The 18,020-nt window shown below is 75.5% G+C and carries 12 protein-coding genes; 4 read left to right on the forward strand and 8 right to left on the reverse strand.

Annotation, left to right across the window (positions count from 1 at the left end; genetic code table 11):
* Window positions 1-5 precede the first annotated feature (5 nt).
* The 4 genes from ASF78_RS00665 to ASF78_RS00680 are packed head-to-tail and all read left to right on the forward strand — an operon-like array spanning window position 6 to window position 5,201.
* Entirely contained in the window at window positions 6-953 is a 948-nt protein-coding gene (locus ASF78_RS00665) for a hypothetical protein (protein WP_056583712.1), read from the forward strand.
* Window positions 950-2,224: a DUF4255 domain-containing protein gene (locus tag ASF78_RS00670; RefSeq protein ID WP_162243334.1), complete on the forward strand. Its 1,275-nt coding sequence runs from the start codon at window positions 950-952 to the stop codon at window positions 2,222-2,224. Before ASF78_RS00665 ends, ASF78_RS00670 begins: the two co-directional genes overlap by 4 nt.
* Window positions 2,221-4,161 carry an ATP-binding protein gene (locus tag ASF78_RS00675; RefSeq protein ID WP_056583714.1) on the forward strand — a complete coding sequence of 647 codons (1,941 nt, stop codon included), beginning with the start codon at window positions 2,221-2,223 and terminating at the stop codon, window positions 4,159-4,161. The genes ASF78_RS00670 and ASF78_RS00675 overlap by 4 nt, the downstream gene beginning before the upstream one ends.
* Window positions 4,158-5,201, forward strand: coding sequence for a DUF4157 domain-containing protein (locus tag ASF78_RS00680; RefSeq protein WP_056583717.1), 1,044 nt, complete (start codon window positions 4,158-4,160; stop codon window positions 5,199-5,201). Before ASF78_RS00675 ends, ASF78_RS00680 begins: the two co-directional genes overlap by 4 nt.
* Window positions 5,202-5,204: 3 nt before the next feature.
* Here the strand turns inward: ASF78_RS00680 and ASF78_RS22655 are convergent, their stop codons facing one another.
* Genes ASF78_RS22655 through ASF78_RS00720 form a run of 8 tightly spaced genes read right to left on the reverse strand, consistent with a single transcriptional unit; the run spans window position 5,205 to window position 18,018 of the window.
* Window positions 5,205-6,365: a DUF4157 domain-containing protein gene (locus tag ASF78_RS22655; RefSeq protein ID WP_056583720.1), complete on the reverse strand. Its 1,161-nt coding sequence runs from the start codon at window positions 6,363-6,365 to the stop codon at window positions 5,205-5,207.
* Window positions 6,362-9,439 (reverse strand): DUF6519 domain-containing protein, encoded by a 3,078-nt coding sequence (locus tag ASF78_RS22215; protein WP_056583721.1) that lies wholly within the window; start codon window positions 9,437-9,439, stop codon window positions 6,362-6,364. Before ASF78_RS22215 ends, ASF78_RS22655 begins: the two co-directional genes overlap by 4 nt.
* Before the next feature lies 1 nt (window position 9,440).
* Complete coding sequence (locus ASF78_RS00695) at window positions 9,441-11,669, reverse strand: phage tail protein (protein WP_056583722.1); 2,229 nt, start codon at window positions 11,667-11,669, stop codon at window positions 9,441-9,443.
* On the reverse strand, window positions 11,666-14,197 hold the full coding sequence (locus ASF78_RS00700; protein ID WP_056583723.1) for a hypothetical protein: 2,532 nt from the start codon (window positions 14,195-14,197) through the stop codon (window positions 11,666-11,668). The genes ASF78_RS00695 and ASF78_RS00700 overlap by 4 nt, the downstream gene beginning before the upstream one ends.
* Complete coding sequence (locus ASF78_RS00705) at window positions 14,194-16,767, reverse strand: hypothetical protein (protein ID WP_056583726.1); 2,574 nt, start codon at window positions 16,765-16,767, stop codon at window positions 14,194-14,196. Before ASF78_RS00705 ends, ASF78_RS00700 begins: the two co-directional genes overlap by 4 nt.
* Window positions 16,764-17,183, reverse strand: coding sequence for a GPW/gp25 family protein (locus tag ASF78_RS00710; protein ID WP_082494731.1), 420 nt, complete (start codon window positions 17,181-17,183; stop codon window positions 16,764-16,766). Before ASF78_RS00710 ends, ASF78_RS00705 begins: the two co-directional genes overlap by 4 nt.
* Entirely contained in the window at window positions 17,180-17,497 is a 318-nt protein-coding gene (locus tag ASF78_RS00715) for a hypothetical protein (protein WP_056583729.1), read from the reverse strand. The genes ASF78_RS00710 and ASF78_RS00715 overlap by 4 nt, the downstream gene beginning before the upstream one ends.
* Window positions 17,497-18,018, reverse strand: coding sequence for a phage baseplate assembly protein V (locus ASF78_RS00720; RefSeq protein WP_056583731.1), 522 nt, complete (start codon window positions 18,016-18,018; stop codon window positions 17,497-17,499). Before ASF78_RS00720 ends, ASF78_RS00715 begins: the two co-directional genes overlap by 1 nt.
* Between the last annotated feature and the right edge of the window lie 2 nt (window positions 18,019-18,020).

Here is an 18,020-nt window from a genome sequence, read left to right on the forward strand (position 1 = left end):
GGACCGTGGGCGACGTGTTCGACCGGCTCGCAGCCCGCGCGGCGGGGACCGCCCCCGCGCTCGCGTTCCGGCGCGCGTCGCGGTTCGAGCCCGGGCGGGGCCGCGAGGCTGCGGGCACCCCGTCCGCCGGGGTCGTCCCGCTCGAGGTGGAGCGGTTCGACGTCGCGCCACGCGACGGCCGGGCGCCGAAGTCGCCGAGGCCCGACCCGCCGGTGTCGTTCCCCCCGGAACCGCCGGGCAGGGACGTCCTGCCGGCGGTGGGCCGGCGGACGACGGCACGGCGGGTCGTCGCCCCGCTCGTCCCGGCTCCGGACGTGGCTCCGCTCGAGGACCTCGTGGGTGCGGCACCGCGCACGCCCGCCGTGCCCGCGACGGGCACGCCGCCGCTGGATCCCGTCGCGGCGCGACCGGCGACCACCCGACCCTCTGCTCGTCCCGAGCAGCCCGGGACCGAGCCGGACCACCCCGCGGTGGCGGCGGACGTCCCGCCGCTCCGACCCGCCGCTGCGGCGACCGGGCTCCCGCCGGCGCCGGACCGACCCGGCGACGACCCGGGCGAGACCACCCCGACGGCGTCGCGCGGAGCAGACCGGCCCCGTCGCGAGGAGGCCGCGGCCACCGGGCAGCCGGGCTCCCGGACCGTCCCGGCCGCCCTCCTGCTCGACCAGCTCGCACCCGCGCTCCTCGATGCCCGGGCGCTCACGCGTCGTGAGGCCGAGCGGCTCGTCGCCGTCCCGACCACGAGCCCGCGGCGCGTGCGCCCCGACGGGCGCGGCCAGGTCCGTCTGGACGACGTCCGGGTGGGCGCGGGTGAGGTGCACGTGCACGTCGACCGCATCGAGGTGAGCCGCGAGCCGGCACCCGTCCCGGCCCCGGCCCGGCCGGCCGCGTCGTCCCCCGCGATCGACCACGCGGCGTACCTGGCACGCCAGGACCGGAGGTGGGCGCGGTGAGCAACGTCCTGGCGATCGCCGCGGTCACGACGACCATCCGGCACGTCCTGCACGAGTCGCTGTCCTGGCTGCCGGACCCGGTCGGCGGCGCCGACGTCACCACGCTCCGGCCGGCCCAGCTCGTCGCCGACGACGGGCCCGGGACGGACTCCGCCGGGCTGAACGTGTACCTCTACCAGGTCACGCCGAACCACGCGTGGAACCTGTCCGACCTGCCGACGCGTACCCCCGCGGGCGCCCTCACGCGCCGGCCCGTGGCCGCCCTCGACCTGCACTACCTCGTCACGGCCTACGGCGACGAGACCGCGCTCGAGCCGCAGCGGCTGCTCGCCCGCAGCGCGCTGGCTCTGTCGGTGACACCGGTGCTCACCAAGGACGTCATCGAGCACGCGATCGACAAGTACGGGTCGGGCTCGACCGCGTTCCTCGACCACGCCGACCTCGCCGACCAGGCCGAGCTGGTCAAGCTGTCCTCGACACCGCTGACGCTCGAGGAGATCTCCAAGCTGTGGGGCGTGCTCGGCGCGTCGTACCTGCTGTCGCAGACCTACACCGCGACGGTCGTGCTGCTGGAGGCCGACGTGCCGGTGCGCAGTGCGCTGCCGGTCCGGCAGCGGGACCTCGACGTGCGGACCTTCACGCAGGCGCGGCTCGAGCAGGTGGTCGTCGACGGCACCGGTCCCGCGGTCACGGGCGCGACGCTCCGCCTCCTCGGCGCGGGCCTGCTCGGGGCGCGCTCGACCGTCGTCACGATCGGGGGTCGGCGGCTGGTTCCGGAGGCCGGGTCGACCGGCAACCAGGTCGTCGTCGCGCTCAGCGACCGCGTGCCCGCAGGCCCGCATCGGCTGCAGGTGGCCCACGTGCAGCCCGAGGACCCGGTCAGCGGCGAGCCGGAACGCGTGACCGGACGGTCGAACGGGGTCGCCCTCACCGTGGTCCCACGCATCACCAACGTGACGCGTCCCGCGGGCCTCGTGCGGGTCCGGGTGGTGCCCGCGCTGCACGAGGGGCAGCGCGCGACCGTCACGTTCGGCCGGCTCACCGGAGGGCTGCCCGACGACCCCGGCGTGGTGACCGTGACGTTCCCGCCGGCCCCGGTGCTGGTCGAGCCCGCCGACCCGGGCGACCCCGTCCCGCCGTCGACCCTCGACGTGGTCGAGACCGCGCTCACCGCCGGCACGTGGCTCGTGCGCGTGAGCGTCGACGGCGCCGAGTCGGTGCCGTCGGCGACCGGCGACGAGTACGACACCCCGGCGGTGACGGTGCCGTGACCGCGACCTCGACGGCGACACCGCCGGCAGGTGGGCAGGCGCGGTCGCCGACGGCGGACCGCGACCTCGTCGTCGCCGAGCTCGACGTGCTGCGCGCGCTCGTCACGGGCCAGGACCCCGCGCCCGCCCGCGACCGGCTCGAACGGCTCCGCGCGCGCAGCCCGGGCGCCAGCCGGCTCGACGAGGTCGCGGTCGCGTTCGACCTGTCCTCGTTCGAGCGGGCGACGCTGCTGCTCGCGTACGGGCCGGACCTCGTGGGGGACGTCGGACGCGAGCTCGCGGAGCGCACCGGGCAGCCGTTCCTCACCTTCGCCGCCGCGCTCGCGATCCTGCCGGACCCGCACTGGGACGCCCTGACCCATACGGCCCCCTTGCGGGCGTGGTCGCTCCTGCGCCCGCAGGACCCGACCGCGCTGCTGGCGACGCCGCTGCTGCCCGACGAGCGCGTCGTGCACCACCTGGTCGGCGTCGAGACGAGCGACGAGCGCCTCGACGGGCTCAGCCGACCGCTCGAGGCGCCGCCCGACCTGCCCCCGACGCACGCCGCGGTGGCCGCCGAGGTGGTGCGACGGTGGGCGGCGGACGGTCTCGTCGTGCTGCGCGGCCCGCAGCCGCGCTCGACCCGGGAGATCGCCGCGGCCGCGTGCGCGACCGTGGGGCTCGAGCCCCGGCTCGTGGCGGCGTCCGACCTGCCGACCAGCGGCCCGGAGCTCGCCGCCCTCGTGCGGCGGATGGCCCGCGAGTCCGTGCTCGGCCGGGTCGGGTGGGTGCTGGACCTCGAGCAGGCACCGCCCGGGCTCGTGCCTGCGGTGGGCCGCGTCGTCCCGACGAGCGAGGTCCCGTTGGTCATGACGGTGTCGGACCGGCCGGGCGGGGCCGTGGCCGGCGGTCTGGACGGGCTCGCGGTGCCGGTGCTGCGGGTCCCGCGGCTCGGCGCGGGCGAGCGCTCCGGGACGTACGCGCGTGCTCTGCGCCGAGCCGGTGCGCAGGTCCCGGAGCAGGAGGTGGCCGCGGCCGCGGGGACGTTCGACCTGGCGTTGCCCGACGTGCGTGTCGCCGCCGACGAGGTCGCTCGCGGGGTGTCGCTGTGGACCGCGTGCCGCCGCCGGCCGCGCGCCGACGTCGGAGGGCTGGCACGGGTCCGGAGCACCACTGTCGGCTGGGACCGGCTCGTGCTGCCCGACGAGCAGCTCGCCCAGCTGCGCGCGCTGGTGGCCGCGGCCCGGCACCGCACGACCGTGCTCGACGCGTGGGGGTTCGCCGCGGCGAGCGAGCGTGGGCGCGGCACCGCGGCGCTGTTCGCGGGGGACTCCGGGACGGGCAAGACGTTCGCGGCGGAGGTGGTCGCGCACGACCTCGCGCTGGACCTCGTGCACGTGGACCTCAGCCAGGTGGTCGACAAGTACCTGGGGGAGACGGAGAAGCGCCTCGCGCAGCTGTTCGACGCCGCGGAGGACGGCGGCATGGTGCTGCTCTTCGACGAGGCGGACGCCCTGTTCGGCAAACGCTCGGAGGTCAAGGACAGTCATGACCGGTACGCGAACGTCGAGGTCGGCTACCTGCTGCAGCGGCTCGAGTCGTTCGGCGGCCTCGCGGTCCTGACGACGAACGCGCGCTCGGCGCTGGACGTCGCGTTCACCCGGCGGCTGTCGACGATCGTGACGTTCCCGTACCCGGACCGCCCCGCCCGGCTGCGCATGTGGCAGCAGTCGTTGCCCGCCGCGCTGCCCACGGCGGACCTCGACCTGGGCCGGCTCGCGGAGGCGGACCTGTCCGGTGGGGCGATCGCCGCCGCCGCGCTGCAGGCGGCCTACCTCGCGGCCGACGACGGGGGCGTCCTGACCATGTCGCACCTGGCGCAGGCGGTGCGCTGGGAGCTCGCGAAGAACGGCCGCGTCGCCAACCGGGGCGCGACCGGACCACGGCGACAGGCGTGACGTCCCGGGGCAGGGAGCCGCGGCGCAGCGTCGAGCAGGTCGCGGCGGACACGGTGACGGGCGCCGCGACGGGCGGGCTGCCGCACCGCGCGCGGCTCGAGCACGCGTTCGCCGGGCACGACCTGTCGTCGATCCGGGTGGCCGACGCCGACGCCGGCGCGGACGGTCGTCGGCGCGTCCGGGCGCACGCGTTCACCTACGGCGACGCCATCTCGCTGCCGGCCGACGCAGCTCCCCGGCTCGTGGCGCACGAGGTCGTGCACGTCCTGCAGAACCGGGCCGGCACGGGCGGGGGCGGGGCCGCGGCGGAGGCGCAGGCGGGCCGTCTGGCCGAGCGGGCGGCGAGCGGGCAGACCGTCGGGCACGAGCTCGCGCCGGCCCGTCGGGGGACTGGCGCGCTCGTCCTGCACCGTGCCCCCAACCAGGCGGGCACGACCGACCCGTCGCACGTGCTCGACTGGGTCTCGGCCCACGAGGGCGACGGCTCCGTCATCGCCGTGCTGAACGCACTCAGCGACGCGCATGCGGGCAACACGGACCGGTACTTCTTCACCGACACCTACGGGTGGGTGGACATCCGGCACTTCGCCGCAGCGGCGCGCATGGCGGTCTCCGCGGGGAGCGTCGTCGCGGAGGGGCTCGGGCTCGGGAACGAGATCGCGCAGTGGCTGGGCGAGTGGGGCGACTCGTACCGCAGCGGCTTCTCGCCCGAGGACATTCCGAGCAACGCCGCAGGTGGGGAGTTCGGCGACGACTTCGTCGGGAGCGTCGAGGGCGAGTCGCTCCACGACGCGCTGCAGCGGTGGATGACCCACGCGGGCGCCCGACCGGCGTCCGACGCGGCCGCCCACCGCGATGCGCTGCCCGCGACGGACCCCTCGGAACGCGGCGGTGCGGCACGCGGCTCCTCGAACGCGTCCCGCACGCAGTCCACCGCGTCGGGTGCGGCGCAGGGGAGCGTCGACACCGCGGAGCAGGGCTTCATGTCCTTGTTCGACTGGCGCAACTACGCACGGATGTACGGGATGCAGGTGCCGTAGTCGTCAGAACATCTTCTTCAGGGCGTCGCCCACGGTGGGCAGCTTGAGCAGGTCGATGTTCAGCATGATGCGGGTGTCGGGGATCTTCGGCGCCTCGCCGAAGTCGAAGCGGCTCCGCCCGATGCCGGGCAGCTCCGGCGGCGCGAACGCCGGCTGGAGCTGGAGCAGGGACGGGAAGGTCCCGCCCGAGACGCTCAGCCCCGGCAGCAGCCCGAGCTTCGCGGTGCCGCCGGCCAGCGAGAGGCGTTCGGCGGCGGGGTCCCACGACCAGGACAGGTCGGCCGTCAGGCTCAGGCCCTTCCAGCCGCGAGAGAGCTTGATCAGGTCACCGAGGTCGAACGCCGTCCGGAACCGCAGGTTCGGGTTCGTCGCGTCGGGCAGCTGGAAGTCGAGCTTCGTGAGCGTCGCGTACGGGACGAGCGTCAGCGGGGTCGCGAGGTTGAACCCCTGGAGCTTCTGGCGGCCTGACGGGTCGGCGAGCAGAGACCCGATGCCCAGTCCGTAGGTTGCTGCGCCGAACCCGATGAGCGCACCCTTCTCGCCGCCCGACAGCGCAGAGAACGGGCCGGTGACCAGCTCGGTCGCGGGTTCGATGATCTCCTTCCTGATCTTGGGGTCGTCCTTCGCCTTGTCGACGAGCTTCGACAGACCCTTGACGACCTCCTCGCCCGCCCCGGGCTGCTTCTCGGCCTCGTCCTCGCACTGCGCACCGGCGGGTGGCCGTTCGTGCACGACGAACCGGCCGCCGGCGAGCACGGTCGCGGCGGCGGTGTCCGCCTCCCGCTCCGACGGGTGGCCGCGTCCCGTCGCCCTCGTGACGGGTGACCGGGCGACGCCGGCCGGGCCGGCCGCCTGCTGCGCGACGTGCGCGAGCTCGTGCGCGACGAGCCTGCGACCCTCGGCCGTCGCGGGCCGGTACGCCCCGGGCGCGAACACCACGTCGGTCCCGACCGTGAACGCCCGTGCGCGCAGTCCCCGCGCGGCCGTGCCGGCCCGTTCGTCGGCATGCACCCGCACGGTGGAGAAGTCGTGCGAGAACCCGGCCTCCATCGCGCGGCGCGTCGTGCTGTCCAGGGCTGCCCCGCCGGCGGCGACGGAGCCCGCACGCCGGTCGGGACCCGACATGCCGGGCTCGCGCTCGGCCAGCGCCCGCGGGCTGCTCATCCGCTCGCTCCCCGGGCGACCCGGACGACCAGGTGCTCGCCGCCGAGCAGCGTCTCGCCGGCAGGCACGTCCGTGCCGAGGACCGTCCCGCCGCGCACGCCGGCGGCGTCCTCCTCGACGAACGTCACCTCGACGCCGGCCTCCGCAGCGTGCCGCGTGACGAACCCGCGGGTGCGACCCAGCAGGTCGTCCACGGCGAGCCGCGGCACCGGGTTCACCGGTGCGATGGTGGCACCGGGCGGCCGGAGCAGTCGTCGCGGGTCGATGTCGAGACGCCCGAGGTCGATCCGGCCCGGGACGAACACGTCCCGACGAGGGGGCCCGACGTCGCGCTGCTCGTCGAACCAGAACCACGTCTCGAACCGTCCGCCCGTGACCTCGTCGGTCGTGGGCAGCTCCAGGTCCGTCCGCCTCTCGGTCATGACCGTGGTGGCGTGCCCGTTGAGGTGCAGCCTCGGGTCCTCCCCGATGATCGCCCACCCGTCGAGCTGCAGCCGCAGGAGCAGCGGCAGCGGGGGCTCGCCGAGCTGCTGCTCCGCCGCGAGCTGGCGCAGCTGCCGGATGACGCGCTGGAAGAGCTCGTCGAGCGGCTGCTGCGGCGTCCAGATGATGAGGGCGCCGTCCGCATTGAGGTTCCCGGCGATCTCCACGGTCCGTCGCGCCCACGCCGGCGGCGCAGCCCACATCTCGGACTCGGGGGGGACGGGCCAGGGCAGCTCGAGCAGCACGCGCCCGACCGGCTTGCCCTGGACGCTCTCCTGGAGCACGGGGGCGTCGAGCAGCACGGCGATCCCGGGGAACTGACCGCCCAGCTCCTCGAAGCTGTACACCTCGTCGTTCTCGAGGTCCTCGCCGGAGAAGAACCGCACGGCCGTGACGTGGACGCCGGGGGTCCGACCTCCGGGCGGGTCGAGCTGTGCGGTGACCCGGACGGGTGCCTCGTCGGGCTGAACGGGGCCGGGCACCTCCTCGAGCACGATCGTCAGCACGTCGCTGGTCTCGCCGGCGCCCGTGTCGCGCTGGAGGAACCCGGGCTGCCACACGAACGCCGCGACGCCCTGCTCGTCGGTCTGCGTCACGACGCGCTGGTCGGCGCCGGGGGTGTTCGCGAGCGTCGGCGGGACGGGCGAGCCGTCCGCCACGCCGAGCACGAGGCCGGTGCGCGCGACCGTCGCGGAGACGGTCGCCCTGCGGACCGGGCCGCACGGGGTGTCGACGGCGACCCGGATCAGCTGGGGCACGGTCGAGCCGCGGTCGGCGACCTCCTGCCCGTCGCCGCCGACGAGCGCGAGACTCGGGGTCTCGACGAGACGGGCGAGCGCGTCCTGGACGGTGCGTGTCTGCGCGAACCCCTCGCACACCGGTGCCCATGCGACCTGGCTCGCGACGGAGAGCCGGCCCGTGACGACCACCGGGACGTCCTCGACGCCCAGGGTGTCCGTGAGGCGCTGGGCGGTCAGGGTCTGCGTGGTCGCACCGCCGAGGTCGAGCGTCCACCGCACGGTGGCGAGGCCGTCCGGGCCGGTCGTGACGACGAGCGGGTTGGCGGAGCCCCCGTCGCCGGAGCGCAGCGTGCCACCGGCGGCGGTGAACCGCACGTCCTCGCCGGCGACGGGGATGGCACCGCGCCGGACGACGACACGGACGGGCTCGGGCAGCTCGTCGCCCGGCATGGCCTCCTGGCCGTCGCCGCCGACCAGGTCGATCGACGTCATCGCCGTCAGCGGCGGGAACAGGGAACGGCAGTCGGCGACGAGGGTCCAGCCGTCCGCGGTGCGCTCCAGGATGCCGAGCTGGGCGCGGTGCGTGCTCGGGCCGTGCGGTGCCAGGGCGAGAGGAGCGTCCGGCAGGCCGGGCCACTCGATGGTGCCCTGGCGGGCCGTCACGCCGTACGCGAGCCGGACCGTGCGCGCGGGGATGAGCCAGTGGTCGCCGACGTCGGGGGTGCCACCTGCCGGGAACGTGACCGTGATGCCACCCTCGAGCGGCTGCGGCGCCGCGCTCAGCGGCGTCGGGCCGCCGTCCCAGCGGCGCACGACGGGCGTCCCGCCGAGTGCGGCCACGCTGGTCACGGCGGTGTCGAGCCACGCGACGTGCACGACGTTCTCGGCGACGGAGTCGACCGTCGAGCCCACCCGCGCGAGGAACCCCGGCCGGTGCTGCAGCTGCAGGGCGACGCTGGTGACCTCCACGAGGTCGCCCGGCAGGATCGACAGCTCCTCGTCGCGCCCGACCCGGTCCAGCTCGAGCGCGTGGTCCATGCCGGTGACGATCGACGGCTCGACGGAGACCAGCTTGGCGACGACGGAGCCGTTCTCGCGCGACCACACGAACCGCGCGGCACCGTCGACGTCGTGCACCTCGACCCGGTAGAGCTGGTTCTCGAGCAGCTCGTAGCCGCTGCCAGCGGTGATCGAGCAGGGGTCGGTCTGCGCCTCGGCGTCCGCGACCCCGGCGACCATGAGCCGCGGGACGCGCACCGGCAGCGCGCCGGCGACCTGCGAGCAGACCTCGTCGCCGGGCAGCGTCTCGAGCCGTACCTGCCAGACGGTCTGCGCACGTGCAGCGGTGTCGGGCCCGCCGAGGGCCGACTCGAGCAGCTCGGGCCGCTCGTCGGCGGTCACCAGGCGGTCGAACACGTCGAGGAAGACCGCGTACCGACCGTTCGCCGCGGGCTGGCCGAGCGCGGGCTCGTCCGAGACCTGCGGCAGGTACGGCTGTTCGGTCAACGGCCACGCCGTCGCGGCTCCGGGCGGCTCCGGCGACTCGACGAGCTCGCCGTCGACGTAGTAGCGCCCGGGTGTCACCCCGAGGTCCTCCCACGGCACCTCGCCGTCGTCGGGCACGTCACCGGTGCTCAGCGACACGATGGCGAACGGCCCGGGGGAGCCGTCGCCGGGGTCCACGCCGCCGGCCGGCCCGACGATGTCCGCGGTGCGCACCTCGTCGTGGTGCGCGGTGATGTCGGCCTGCTCGTTCCACTCGGCGTCGAGCAGGACGCGGCCTTGCTGCATGACGACGGACCGGAACCCCAGCGCGGGGTCGAAGGTGCGGCGGGTGAGGTCTGCGTGCATGTCAGCTCCCGAACAGTCCGAACTGCATCCCCGCCGGCACGTAGGGCTCGACGAGACGACGTGCTGCGTCCGCCCGCAGGGGGCGGCGCAGGTGGTGGTGGACGCCCATCTCGGCGCCGTCCTCGCCGCCGCGGCGCACCGAGCCCGGTGCGGCGGGGGACAGCGACGGGTAGAAGGGCGAGCCGAGGCTCGTGGCCCCCGGTCCGCCGGCGAGGAACGACGGCCAGTCCGCGCCGGCGGCGTCGGGGTGCGGCACGCAGCGGAACCGGCGCGGTGTGCGCGAGCCGGGGGCCAGGTAGCTGAACCGCGCGCAGCCGCGCTGCCGGTCGACGACGGTGACGACGTCGGTGCACAGGCTGGACGTCACGTCGAGGATGCGCGCGTCGAGGGTGCCGAACAGCGTCGACCCGTCGACGGTGACGTAGGTGCCGGTGGCCGTGACCGCGGGGCCCTGCGGTGCGGGGTCGGCGAGCGCGTCCGTCAGGGCCGGGTCGACGACGCAGTCCAGCACGGTCAGCGCCGGCACGGTCCCGGCCAGCTCGATCCCGCCGACGAGGCTGCGTCGCACCGTCACGGCGAGCTCGCGGTTGCCGTCGGCGGCCGTGCCCTCGACGACGACGCGTCCCGCGACCGTGCACTGGCTCAGCGTCAGCGACCGCAGGTCACCGGCGCGCACGACCACGTCACCCTCGACCACGAGCCCGTCCAGGAGCAGGGCGGACCCCGTGGCACCCGTGACGAGGACGTCGCCGACGATGCGCGGACGCAGACCGTCCGGGGAGTACACGCCCGGCACGGGGGCCTCGACGTCGCCGTTGAGCAGCTGCCGCCCGCGCCACGTCGCCGCCACGAGCACGAGCCGTGACTCCGCCGGGACCTCGATGTCCAGCGCCCCGGGGTACGCCTCGCTGTCCGCGACGGAGAGCACCTGCGTGCCGCCGGTGAGGTCCGGCGTGGTTGCCGCCCACCGCGCCGCGATCTCGGCGAGCCCGTCCACGACGGTGGTCCGCAGACCACCGGCGGGTGGTCCCGTCCGCACCAGGACCTGCGACTCCACCCGGTCGCCACCCTCGTCGGTGTCGCCCGTGAACGGGTCGTCGGCGAGCGCCTCGGCATGCCCGGGACTGCGGTCGTACGTGCCGGCGCCCACGTCCGCGACCGCGCCGTACGCATGGCGCACGAGCACCGAGCCCGGGAGGGTCGCGACGCCGTCGAGGTACGTGCGCACCACCCCGCACACCGGGTCGACCGTGACCTGCCAGCCGAGCGACGGGTCGCCGGACGGGTCCTCGGTGGCGAGGTCCTCGAGGCCGCGCACGCGCACCCGCCAGGGCGCGAGGGGTTCGTCGCCGTCGATCCGCACCGCGACCGGCAGGGTCGGGGGTTCCGTGTCGGCACCGCGGGCTCGCGCCGCACGCAGCAGGGCGAGCAGACGCCGTGGCCGCAGCGGTACCGGCAGGTCGGCCTCGCCGGCGAGGTGCTCGATCGTCGTCTCCGTCCCGGGGACCGCGAACCAGGGCTCGCGCACACCGAGCGGGTGCGTCGCCCAGCCGGCCCCGGGACCCCCCAGGGTGCGCGCAGCGATGTCGACGGCCTCGTACACCTGCACGGGGAAGACGAACACCGCGACGGTCTCGATGCCGTAGCGACCGCGTCCGCCGTGGCGACCGGGGTCGACCCGCCGCACGTGGGCGGTGTGGGCGAACCGGGTGAGCGCCCCCTGGGCCAGCCGCGGCGAGCCGAGCTCGGCGGTCGCGGCGTCGCGCAGGCTCGCCCACGTGGGACGCTCCGGGCGGACGTGGTTGACGTGGGTCGTGGTGCCGAGCAGGCGGTACGTCTCGACGGTCTTCGTCGGCCAGCCGGTCACGTCCCGCACGACCTGCTCGACGACCGCGACGGTGCCCTTGCGCTGGCGGTAGGAGACGGTGTTGGCCACGACCCCGCGCCGCGAGACACCCGCTCCGGTGCCCGACCCGAGGTCCGACGGGAGCCCGTCGAGACCGACGAGGTCCGCGAGGTACGGCAGCACCCACTCGGGCGCCGTCTCGACGAACCACGAGTCGTACAGCGACTGCAGGTCGTCCTCGACGGTCGCGAGCTCGGCGGCCACGGCGCCCAGGAGCGCGTGCAGCAGACCGCCGGACTCGGCGTCGCGCTGCAGGACGTGCGCCGGGAGCAGCGACTCGAGGTACGCGGTGCGCTCGTCGCGCCGCAGGTCGGAGACGGTCATGCGAGCACCTCCACGAGGGCCGTGACGTGCAGTGCCTGCGCGGGCAGGAGCTGCAGGTCGGCGTCGGACCACGGCCGGTCCCAGCGGGCCGGTGCGGCGACGAGCAGGTCGTCGGACGAGTCGGCGAGGCCTGTCGCGGAGAGCGTCGGCATCGTCACCGACTCGACACCCTCGACGCCGGCCGCGGTCACGAGCACCGACGACGCGGCGAGCGACGTCGCCAGGTCCATCGCGGCGTACTCGGTGACCAGTGCGGCCTGGACCGCGGCGAGCACGGGCGCGACCTCGTAGCGGGGGTCGACATGGATCCCCAGGCGCGCGACCGCGGGGACGACCTCGCCCGGCAGCACCACGCGCTGCCCTCGCTGCTCACGGGCGTCGTCGAGCGTGTCCTGCAGGTCGGACAGCAGGTCCGTCGTGGCCGGGTCGCCCGTGACGCCCAGCACCGAGACCACGATCGTGCGCGTCCGGCCGTCCCACACGAGGTGCGCGCTCGCACGGCCGACCCGCGCGTACCCGCGCGCGAAGTCGGCGTAGTCCGCGACGGACACCGCGCGGTCGAGCGTGCGGATCCGTTGCGGGGCGTTGGTGCGCGCACCGTCGAGGTCCTCCGGGGGTGCCCAGTCGTGCGTCGCGGCGGGGTTCGTGACCGTCGCGATGCCGCGCGGCCGCCGCACGGGCAGCATCACCGCACCCGCGTCCGCGACACCGGCCGCACCGATGCCCGCGCGGTACGTCGCCCGCACGTTCTCCGCCCCGGACGGCAGCCGGGAGCCGTGCAGGCCGTCACCGAACACGACCGTCGAGACACCGTCCTCGGACTGCCGTACGACGTACACCTGGTCGGTCGGCCCTGCGTCGAGCAGCGACTCGACCTGCGCCCACGCGACGTCCTCGACCCGCACCTCGAGCTCGGCCACGACACCCGCGGCGTTCGCCGTGGTGGACACGTAGGTCAGCGGCGCCTTGCGCAACGTGAACCGGGGGAACGCGACGGCGCCGTCGCCGCTGCCGAGCACCTGCTCGGTCGTCTCGCCGTGCGTCGCGTCGGCGACGTTCGCGTGCAGGACCACCGAGCCGGCGCGGTACTCCTGCTGGAGGGGCGGATCGAGGGTCAGTCGCTGCGCGCCGCCCGCGGGCACCGTCTCACCGGAGCGCTGCTGGACGGCGATGACCGTCGCCGCCTCCACGACCTCCTCGTCGTCGGGGGTGACGCCGACGACGAGCACCCGCAGGTCCACCTCGAGCGGCGGGACGGTCGGGAGCACGTCGAGCGTCGTCGCGGGTGCGCCCACCGGGTCCGCCGCGGGCATCCACACCGTCGGGAGCTCCTCGCTCACGGCATGCACGAGGGTGCTCTCCCGGTCGAAGTCCACGACCCGCTTGCTGTCGTCGTCGACGTCGACACGCGTCACCTTGTTCGCGACCGCGAACCGGCGCGCACCACCCGCGGAGACCCCCGTGACCTCGAACGCCTCCACGTGGTCGCCGCTCTCGAGCGCGAGCCACGAGCCCGGGACCAGCTCGGGCACGTCGCCGTCGATCTCGAGCTCGCTCAGCGCCCACCCGGGCCAGAGCTCGTCGGGGATGCCCGTCGTGACGAAGGCGACACGCTTGTCCTCGTCCTGGAGCAGCTCCGTGCGCGGCGCGTTGTGGCCGAACAGGCTGAGCCGCCGGGTCAGGCGCAGCACGCGCACGTCGCCCAGCGTGCGCTTCTCGGCCGCGGCGAACGTCACGGGTTCGTGGAGCGTCACCCGCGTCCAGCCCGTCGCCCACGGCGGGTCCACCTCGACCGCGGTGACGCGGCGCAGCGCCCACCGCTCCGTGTCGTCGTCGCGACGGGGACGCTCGCGGCGCGGCGGGCGGACGACGGGCGGGCCGACGAGGAGCACGCGGTCGTCGACCTCCACCACCGGTGCCGTGGAGTCCAGCCACACGACGTCCGTCGGGTCGGTGAACGTCTGCCGGATCCGGTCGAGCCCGGGGACGGCGTTCCACGCGACGCGCGCGACGAGGTCCGCGGTCGTCTCGAACGTCTGCGGGAGCTTGCCGGGCGGGGGCACCGACTGCACGGGGGTGCCGGCGGGGACGTCCACGCTCAGCGGGGCGGTGGGTGCGGACTCCACCGCGAACGCCAGCTCGACGCGCGCCGCGGCACCGGGCCGCAGCTCGTAGCCGAGGGTGCGCGCGAGCTGCCGCACGCTCGCCGTCTCGGTCGCCGTCCGCAGGAACCCTTCCTGCGCGATGCGCTCGGTGTAGAACGACACCACGTCCGTGACGACGGCCCACGTGTCGAGCAGCGCGACCGTCGGGTCGGCGGGCGGCTGCGTCGCCAGGGAGCGCACCGCGAGGTCCTGTGCGGGCTCCGCGAGGTGCTCGCGCATCCGGGCCAGCGCCGTCCCGTGCGGTGCCACCCGCCACCGCAGGGCACGCTGACCGGGCAGGTTCCCCTCGGGCGCCGTCGGGCCACGGCCCGCGCACGCCCCGCCGCACGCCCCACCGCAGTCGCAGCCCGTCCGGGTCGTCATGTCCCGCCTCCCAGCCTGACGTCCACCCGGCCCGCCTCCGGGTCGTTCGGGTCCGAGTCGCACCGCAGCAGCTCGCGCGGCGACATGAGCAGCTCGCCCGCCGCCAGGGTCGCGGCCGCCTGGGCGTCGCTCGCGTCCGCCCGCGCGAACCGCGTCACCTCCACCCACGCGACACCCTCCACCGTCATGGCCTGGCCCACGACGTCCGACAACCGCACGGGGTCGCCGAACGTGAAACGGTCCGGGTGGAAGAACGCGCGCTGCCCGTCGCGGCGCGTGCCCGAGCCGAGGACGTCACGCAGACCCGCCTCGACGTCGGCGGCGTCGTGCTCGGGTCGCACGCACGCGAACAGGGCGATCGTCAGCGGCACGACGACGGGCCGCTCCAGCTCGACGTCGATGCCCGCCATGCGGCGCACCTCCAGCGACGCGACCAGCTCGTCGGCCAGCGTGTCGTCGTCCGCGAACGCCGCGATCGGGTCGACGGTGACCTCCTGGGCGTACCACGACCCCGTCCAGCGCCGCCGGGCGACGGCCCGCTGCACGCCCGGGTGCTGCTCGGCGACCGTCGCGTAGTCCGGCGAGGTCACGGCACGCAGCTGGGTGCGCAGCGCCGCGGGGGCCAGCTGACGCACCTGCTCGAGGCGTTCCGGGTCCGTCCCGCCCGTCGCGGGCAACGGGTTCCAGACCTCGACGCCCGCGGGCGGCGCGAGACGGTCCGCGCGCGGCAGCAGCCGGACCAGCCGGTCCGGCGCAACCCCACCGAGGCTGCCCGTGCCGATCCGGTACGACGCGAGCGGCGTCGACCCGACGGACGGCTCCCGGCCCGTCAGCCCGTCACCGAACCGCAGCCGGGACACCCCGCCGGGCTCCGGCTCGACGACGACGTGCGTCGCCAGCCGCCCGCTCGCCAGCAGGTCCGGCCGGGGCAGCCAGGTGCGCTGACCGTCGTACAGGGACAGGGCCGCCCCGGCACGCCGCGGGTCGGGGCGCAGCAGCGCACCGGCGGCACCCGTCGTCGGGACCGTCGGGTCCGTGTACGTCAGGTCCGGACGCTGCAGGCGTGGGCGGAACGCGCCGTCGGCCGGCACCGTCGGCGGCACGAGGGTCTCGTCGAGGAGGGTCGCACCGTGGTCGGCGACGACGACGTTCGCGAGCGCCACCGCCCGGGCGTCATCCGTGCCCGGCGTGCTGACCTGCAGCGGAGCCGGCAGGGCGTCGGCCGCGTGCCAGCGCAGCTCCCAGACGCGCACCGTGGGCTCCAGCGGGTCGGCGTGCTCGCGCGCGTCCTCCACCAGCCGCACCGGGAACCGGCGCCCCGGGTCACCCTCACGGGCGACGCCGTTGACGGGCGCGTCGACGAGCACGAGCACGTCGCCCTCCCGCAGTCGAGGATCGTCCGCGGCTCCCGTGCCGCTCGCCACGAACGCCGCGGTCGTGCCCGCCGGCAGGCAGTGGTCCGGGTCGCCCCACGCGTACAGCGGCAGCGCGTTGCGCGCCGGGGTGATCTCGACCGCCGCGACCGTCTCGAACACCGTGCCGCCCAGGTCGGTCGCGTCGACAGGCACGCCGACGTCCTGGCCGGCCCGCGCCGGCAGGTCCGTCACCGGGGTCCGCTCCGGCACCGTCAGCGTCCCCGCACCCGTCGTGAACGCCAGCAGCGTCCGCGCCGAGCAGCCCTCGTGCACCGCATAGCCCAGCAGCCGCGCATGCCGCCGCACCGACGTCCGGCGCCGCGCCGTCCCCAGGTACGCCTCCACGGCCACCGCGTCCTGCCAGTACGCGAGCCGGTCGCCCACCGCGGAGAACAGCTCCACGAGCATGACCGCGGGGTCCGCCGGGTTGCGGTCCGTCCAGTCCGGCAGCAGCGTCGCCAGCCGGTCCAGCAACCGGGTGCGCAGCGCCTCGTAGTCACGCGCCAGGTAGTCACCGGGCAGCAGGTCCACCTCGCCGTCCGCCGGGACGCACTCCGCACGGCAGTCCAGATCGGTCGGGCAGTCCACCGAGAACGCGAACGGCGCGGTCGACAGCGGCAGGTCCACCCCGTCCGGAGCCCCGAGGCCACCCGGCCCCGCGAGCCGCAGCGTGTACGTCGACCGGTCGCCCCACGACGAGGTGCGCACCACGAGCACCCGACGCGCCAGGTCGTCGTGGCCCGGGTCCGCAGGGTCGGGCAACGCCTGCTCGACGAGCGTCCGGTCGGCCGCGCCCACCCCGTCCGGGAGGACCACGACCGGGTCGCTCACCGTCCCCACGATCGCGTCCGCACGGAACGCCCACACCGCGCGCACCGGGTTCAGCGCCGGGTCGGGACGCACCCCGCCGACCACGCGCACCGTGTCCGCCGTCCAGGTCGTCGGTACCGGCCCGTTGAGCAGGTGCATCAGCAGCGTGCTCTGCCGCGGCGCACCGGGGACCTCGCCCGGTGTGCCCTCATGGTTCGAGAGCACCTCGACGTGGTCGATCCCGTCGATCCCGTCCGGCTCCCCGATGCCCGGCCGCCCGCGCACCAGGGCCCGGCGCGACTCCAGGTCGATCGCGGCCGCGAAGGGGAGCGTGCCGGACGTCATGGCGTCACCCCGGCGGTCGGCCCACCCGTGACGGTCACCGTGCGGCGCTGGTCCGGGTGCGTCGCGTACAGCGGCGCGTAGACCACGACCACCTCGAGCGCCGAGTCCACCGCGGTGACCTGCACGTCCTCCACCCGGACCAGGTCCGCGAGCCACTGCTGCAGCGCACCCTGCACCAGCGCCCGCGTCGTCTCCGCGAGCGCGTCGTCCAGCGGAGCGAACACCAGGCGGGCGACCCCGCTGCCGAAGTCCGGGCGGTTGACCCGCTCACCCGGACCCGTGAACAGCACCTGCTCGACGAGACCCGCCACGTAGACCGAGTCGTCGACCAGCGCGGTGCGCCCCCGCGCGTCCAGGCGCAGCGGGAACCCGACGTGACGCGGCGGGACCGACCGGCGCGGCGACGCGGTGCTCATGTGGCACTCACCCGGGTCTGCGTGACCGTGCACGTCAGGGGCACCCCCGTGGGCAGGCACGAGCCCGAGCCGCCCTGGATCGCGAGCGGCTGCTGCAGGGAGGTGACCCGCGTCGTGCCGCTGCTCCACTGGGCGGTCGCGTCCGGACCGCCCGACTGCGGCGGGTACGCGCAGCCCGACACCGTGTACGGCGTGGGCAGCAGGACGACTCCCTGCCCGCCCGCGGTGACCCGCGGGGACGCGCTCGCGGGCTTGGCCTGGCCCTGGTGGGCGCACGTCACCGTGGCGGACTGCGTGACGAGGTTGCCGGGCATCACTTCACCTCCAGGGCACCGTTGTTGATCGACACCGACGACATGGAGACGGCGATCTTGTTGCTGCCCATCGCGACGGTGAACCCGCTGCTGGTCGCCTCGATCGTGATCGTGGTCGAGACCGCGGGGGACCCGACGGAGACCTTCACGCCGCCCGCGCCGGGCAGGTCGGACAGCTCGACGGAGATCGCGTCGGTCTTCAGCATCTTGACGTCGGCGACCGCGGGCGAGGCGGGCACCTGGCCGGTGCCCCAGAAGCAGCCCGCGAGGATCGGGGAGTTCGGGTCGCCGCCCTCGAACTCGACCCACACGTTCGCGCCGACGGGGGGGACCAGGAACAGCCCCACCTTGTCCCCGGCGTACGGCGTGCACGGCATCGCCCAGCTCATGCGTCCCTGGCCGAGCACCGCGGGGCACTCCACCTGGACGCGCCCGAGCTGCATGACGTCGGTGTTGCTCGCGACCGTCCCGCGGTACTTGCCGTAGAACCGCGCCGGACCCGGGGGAGCGAACTCGTTCATCG

The sequence above is a fragment of the Cellulomonas sp. Leaf334 genome (assembly GCF_001424195.1).
Taxonomy (GTDB): Bacteria; Actinomycetota; Actinomycetes; order Actinomycetales; family Cellulomonadaceae; genus Cellulomonas.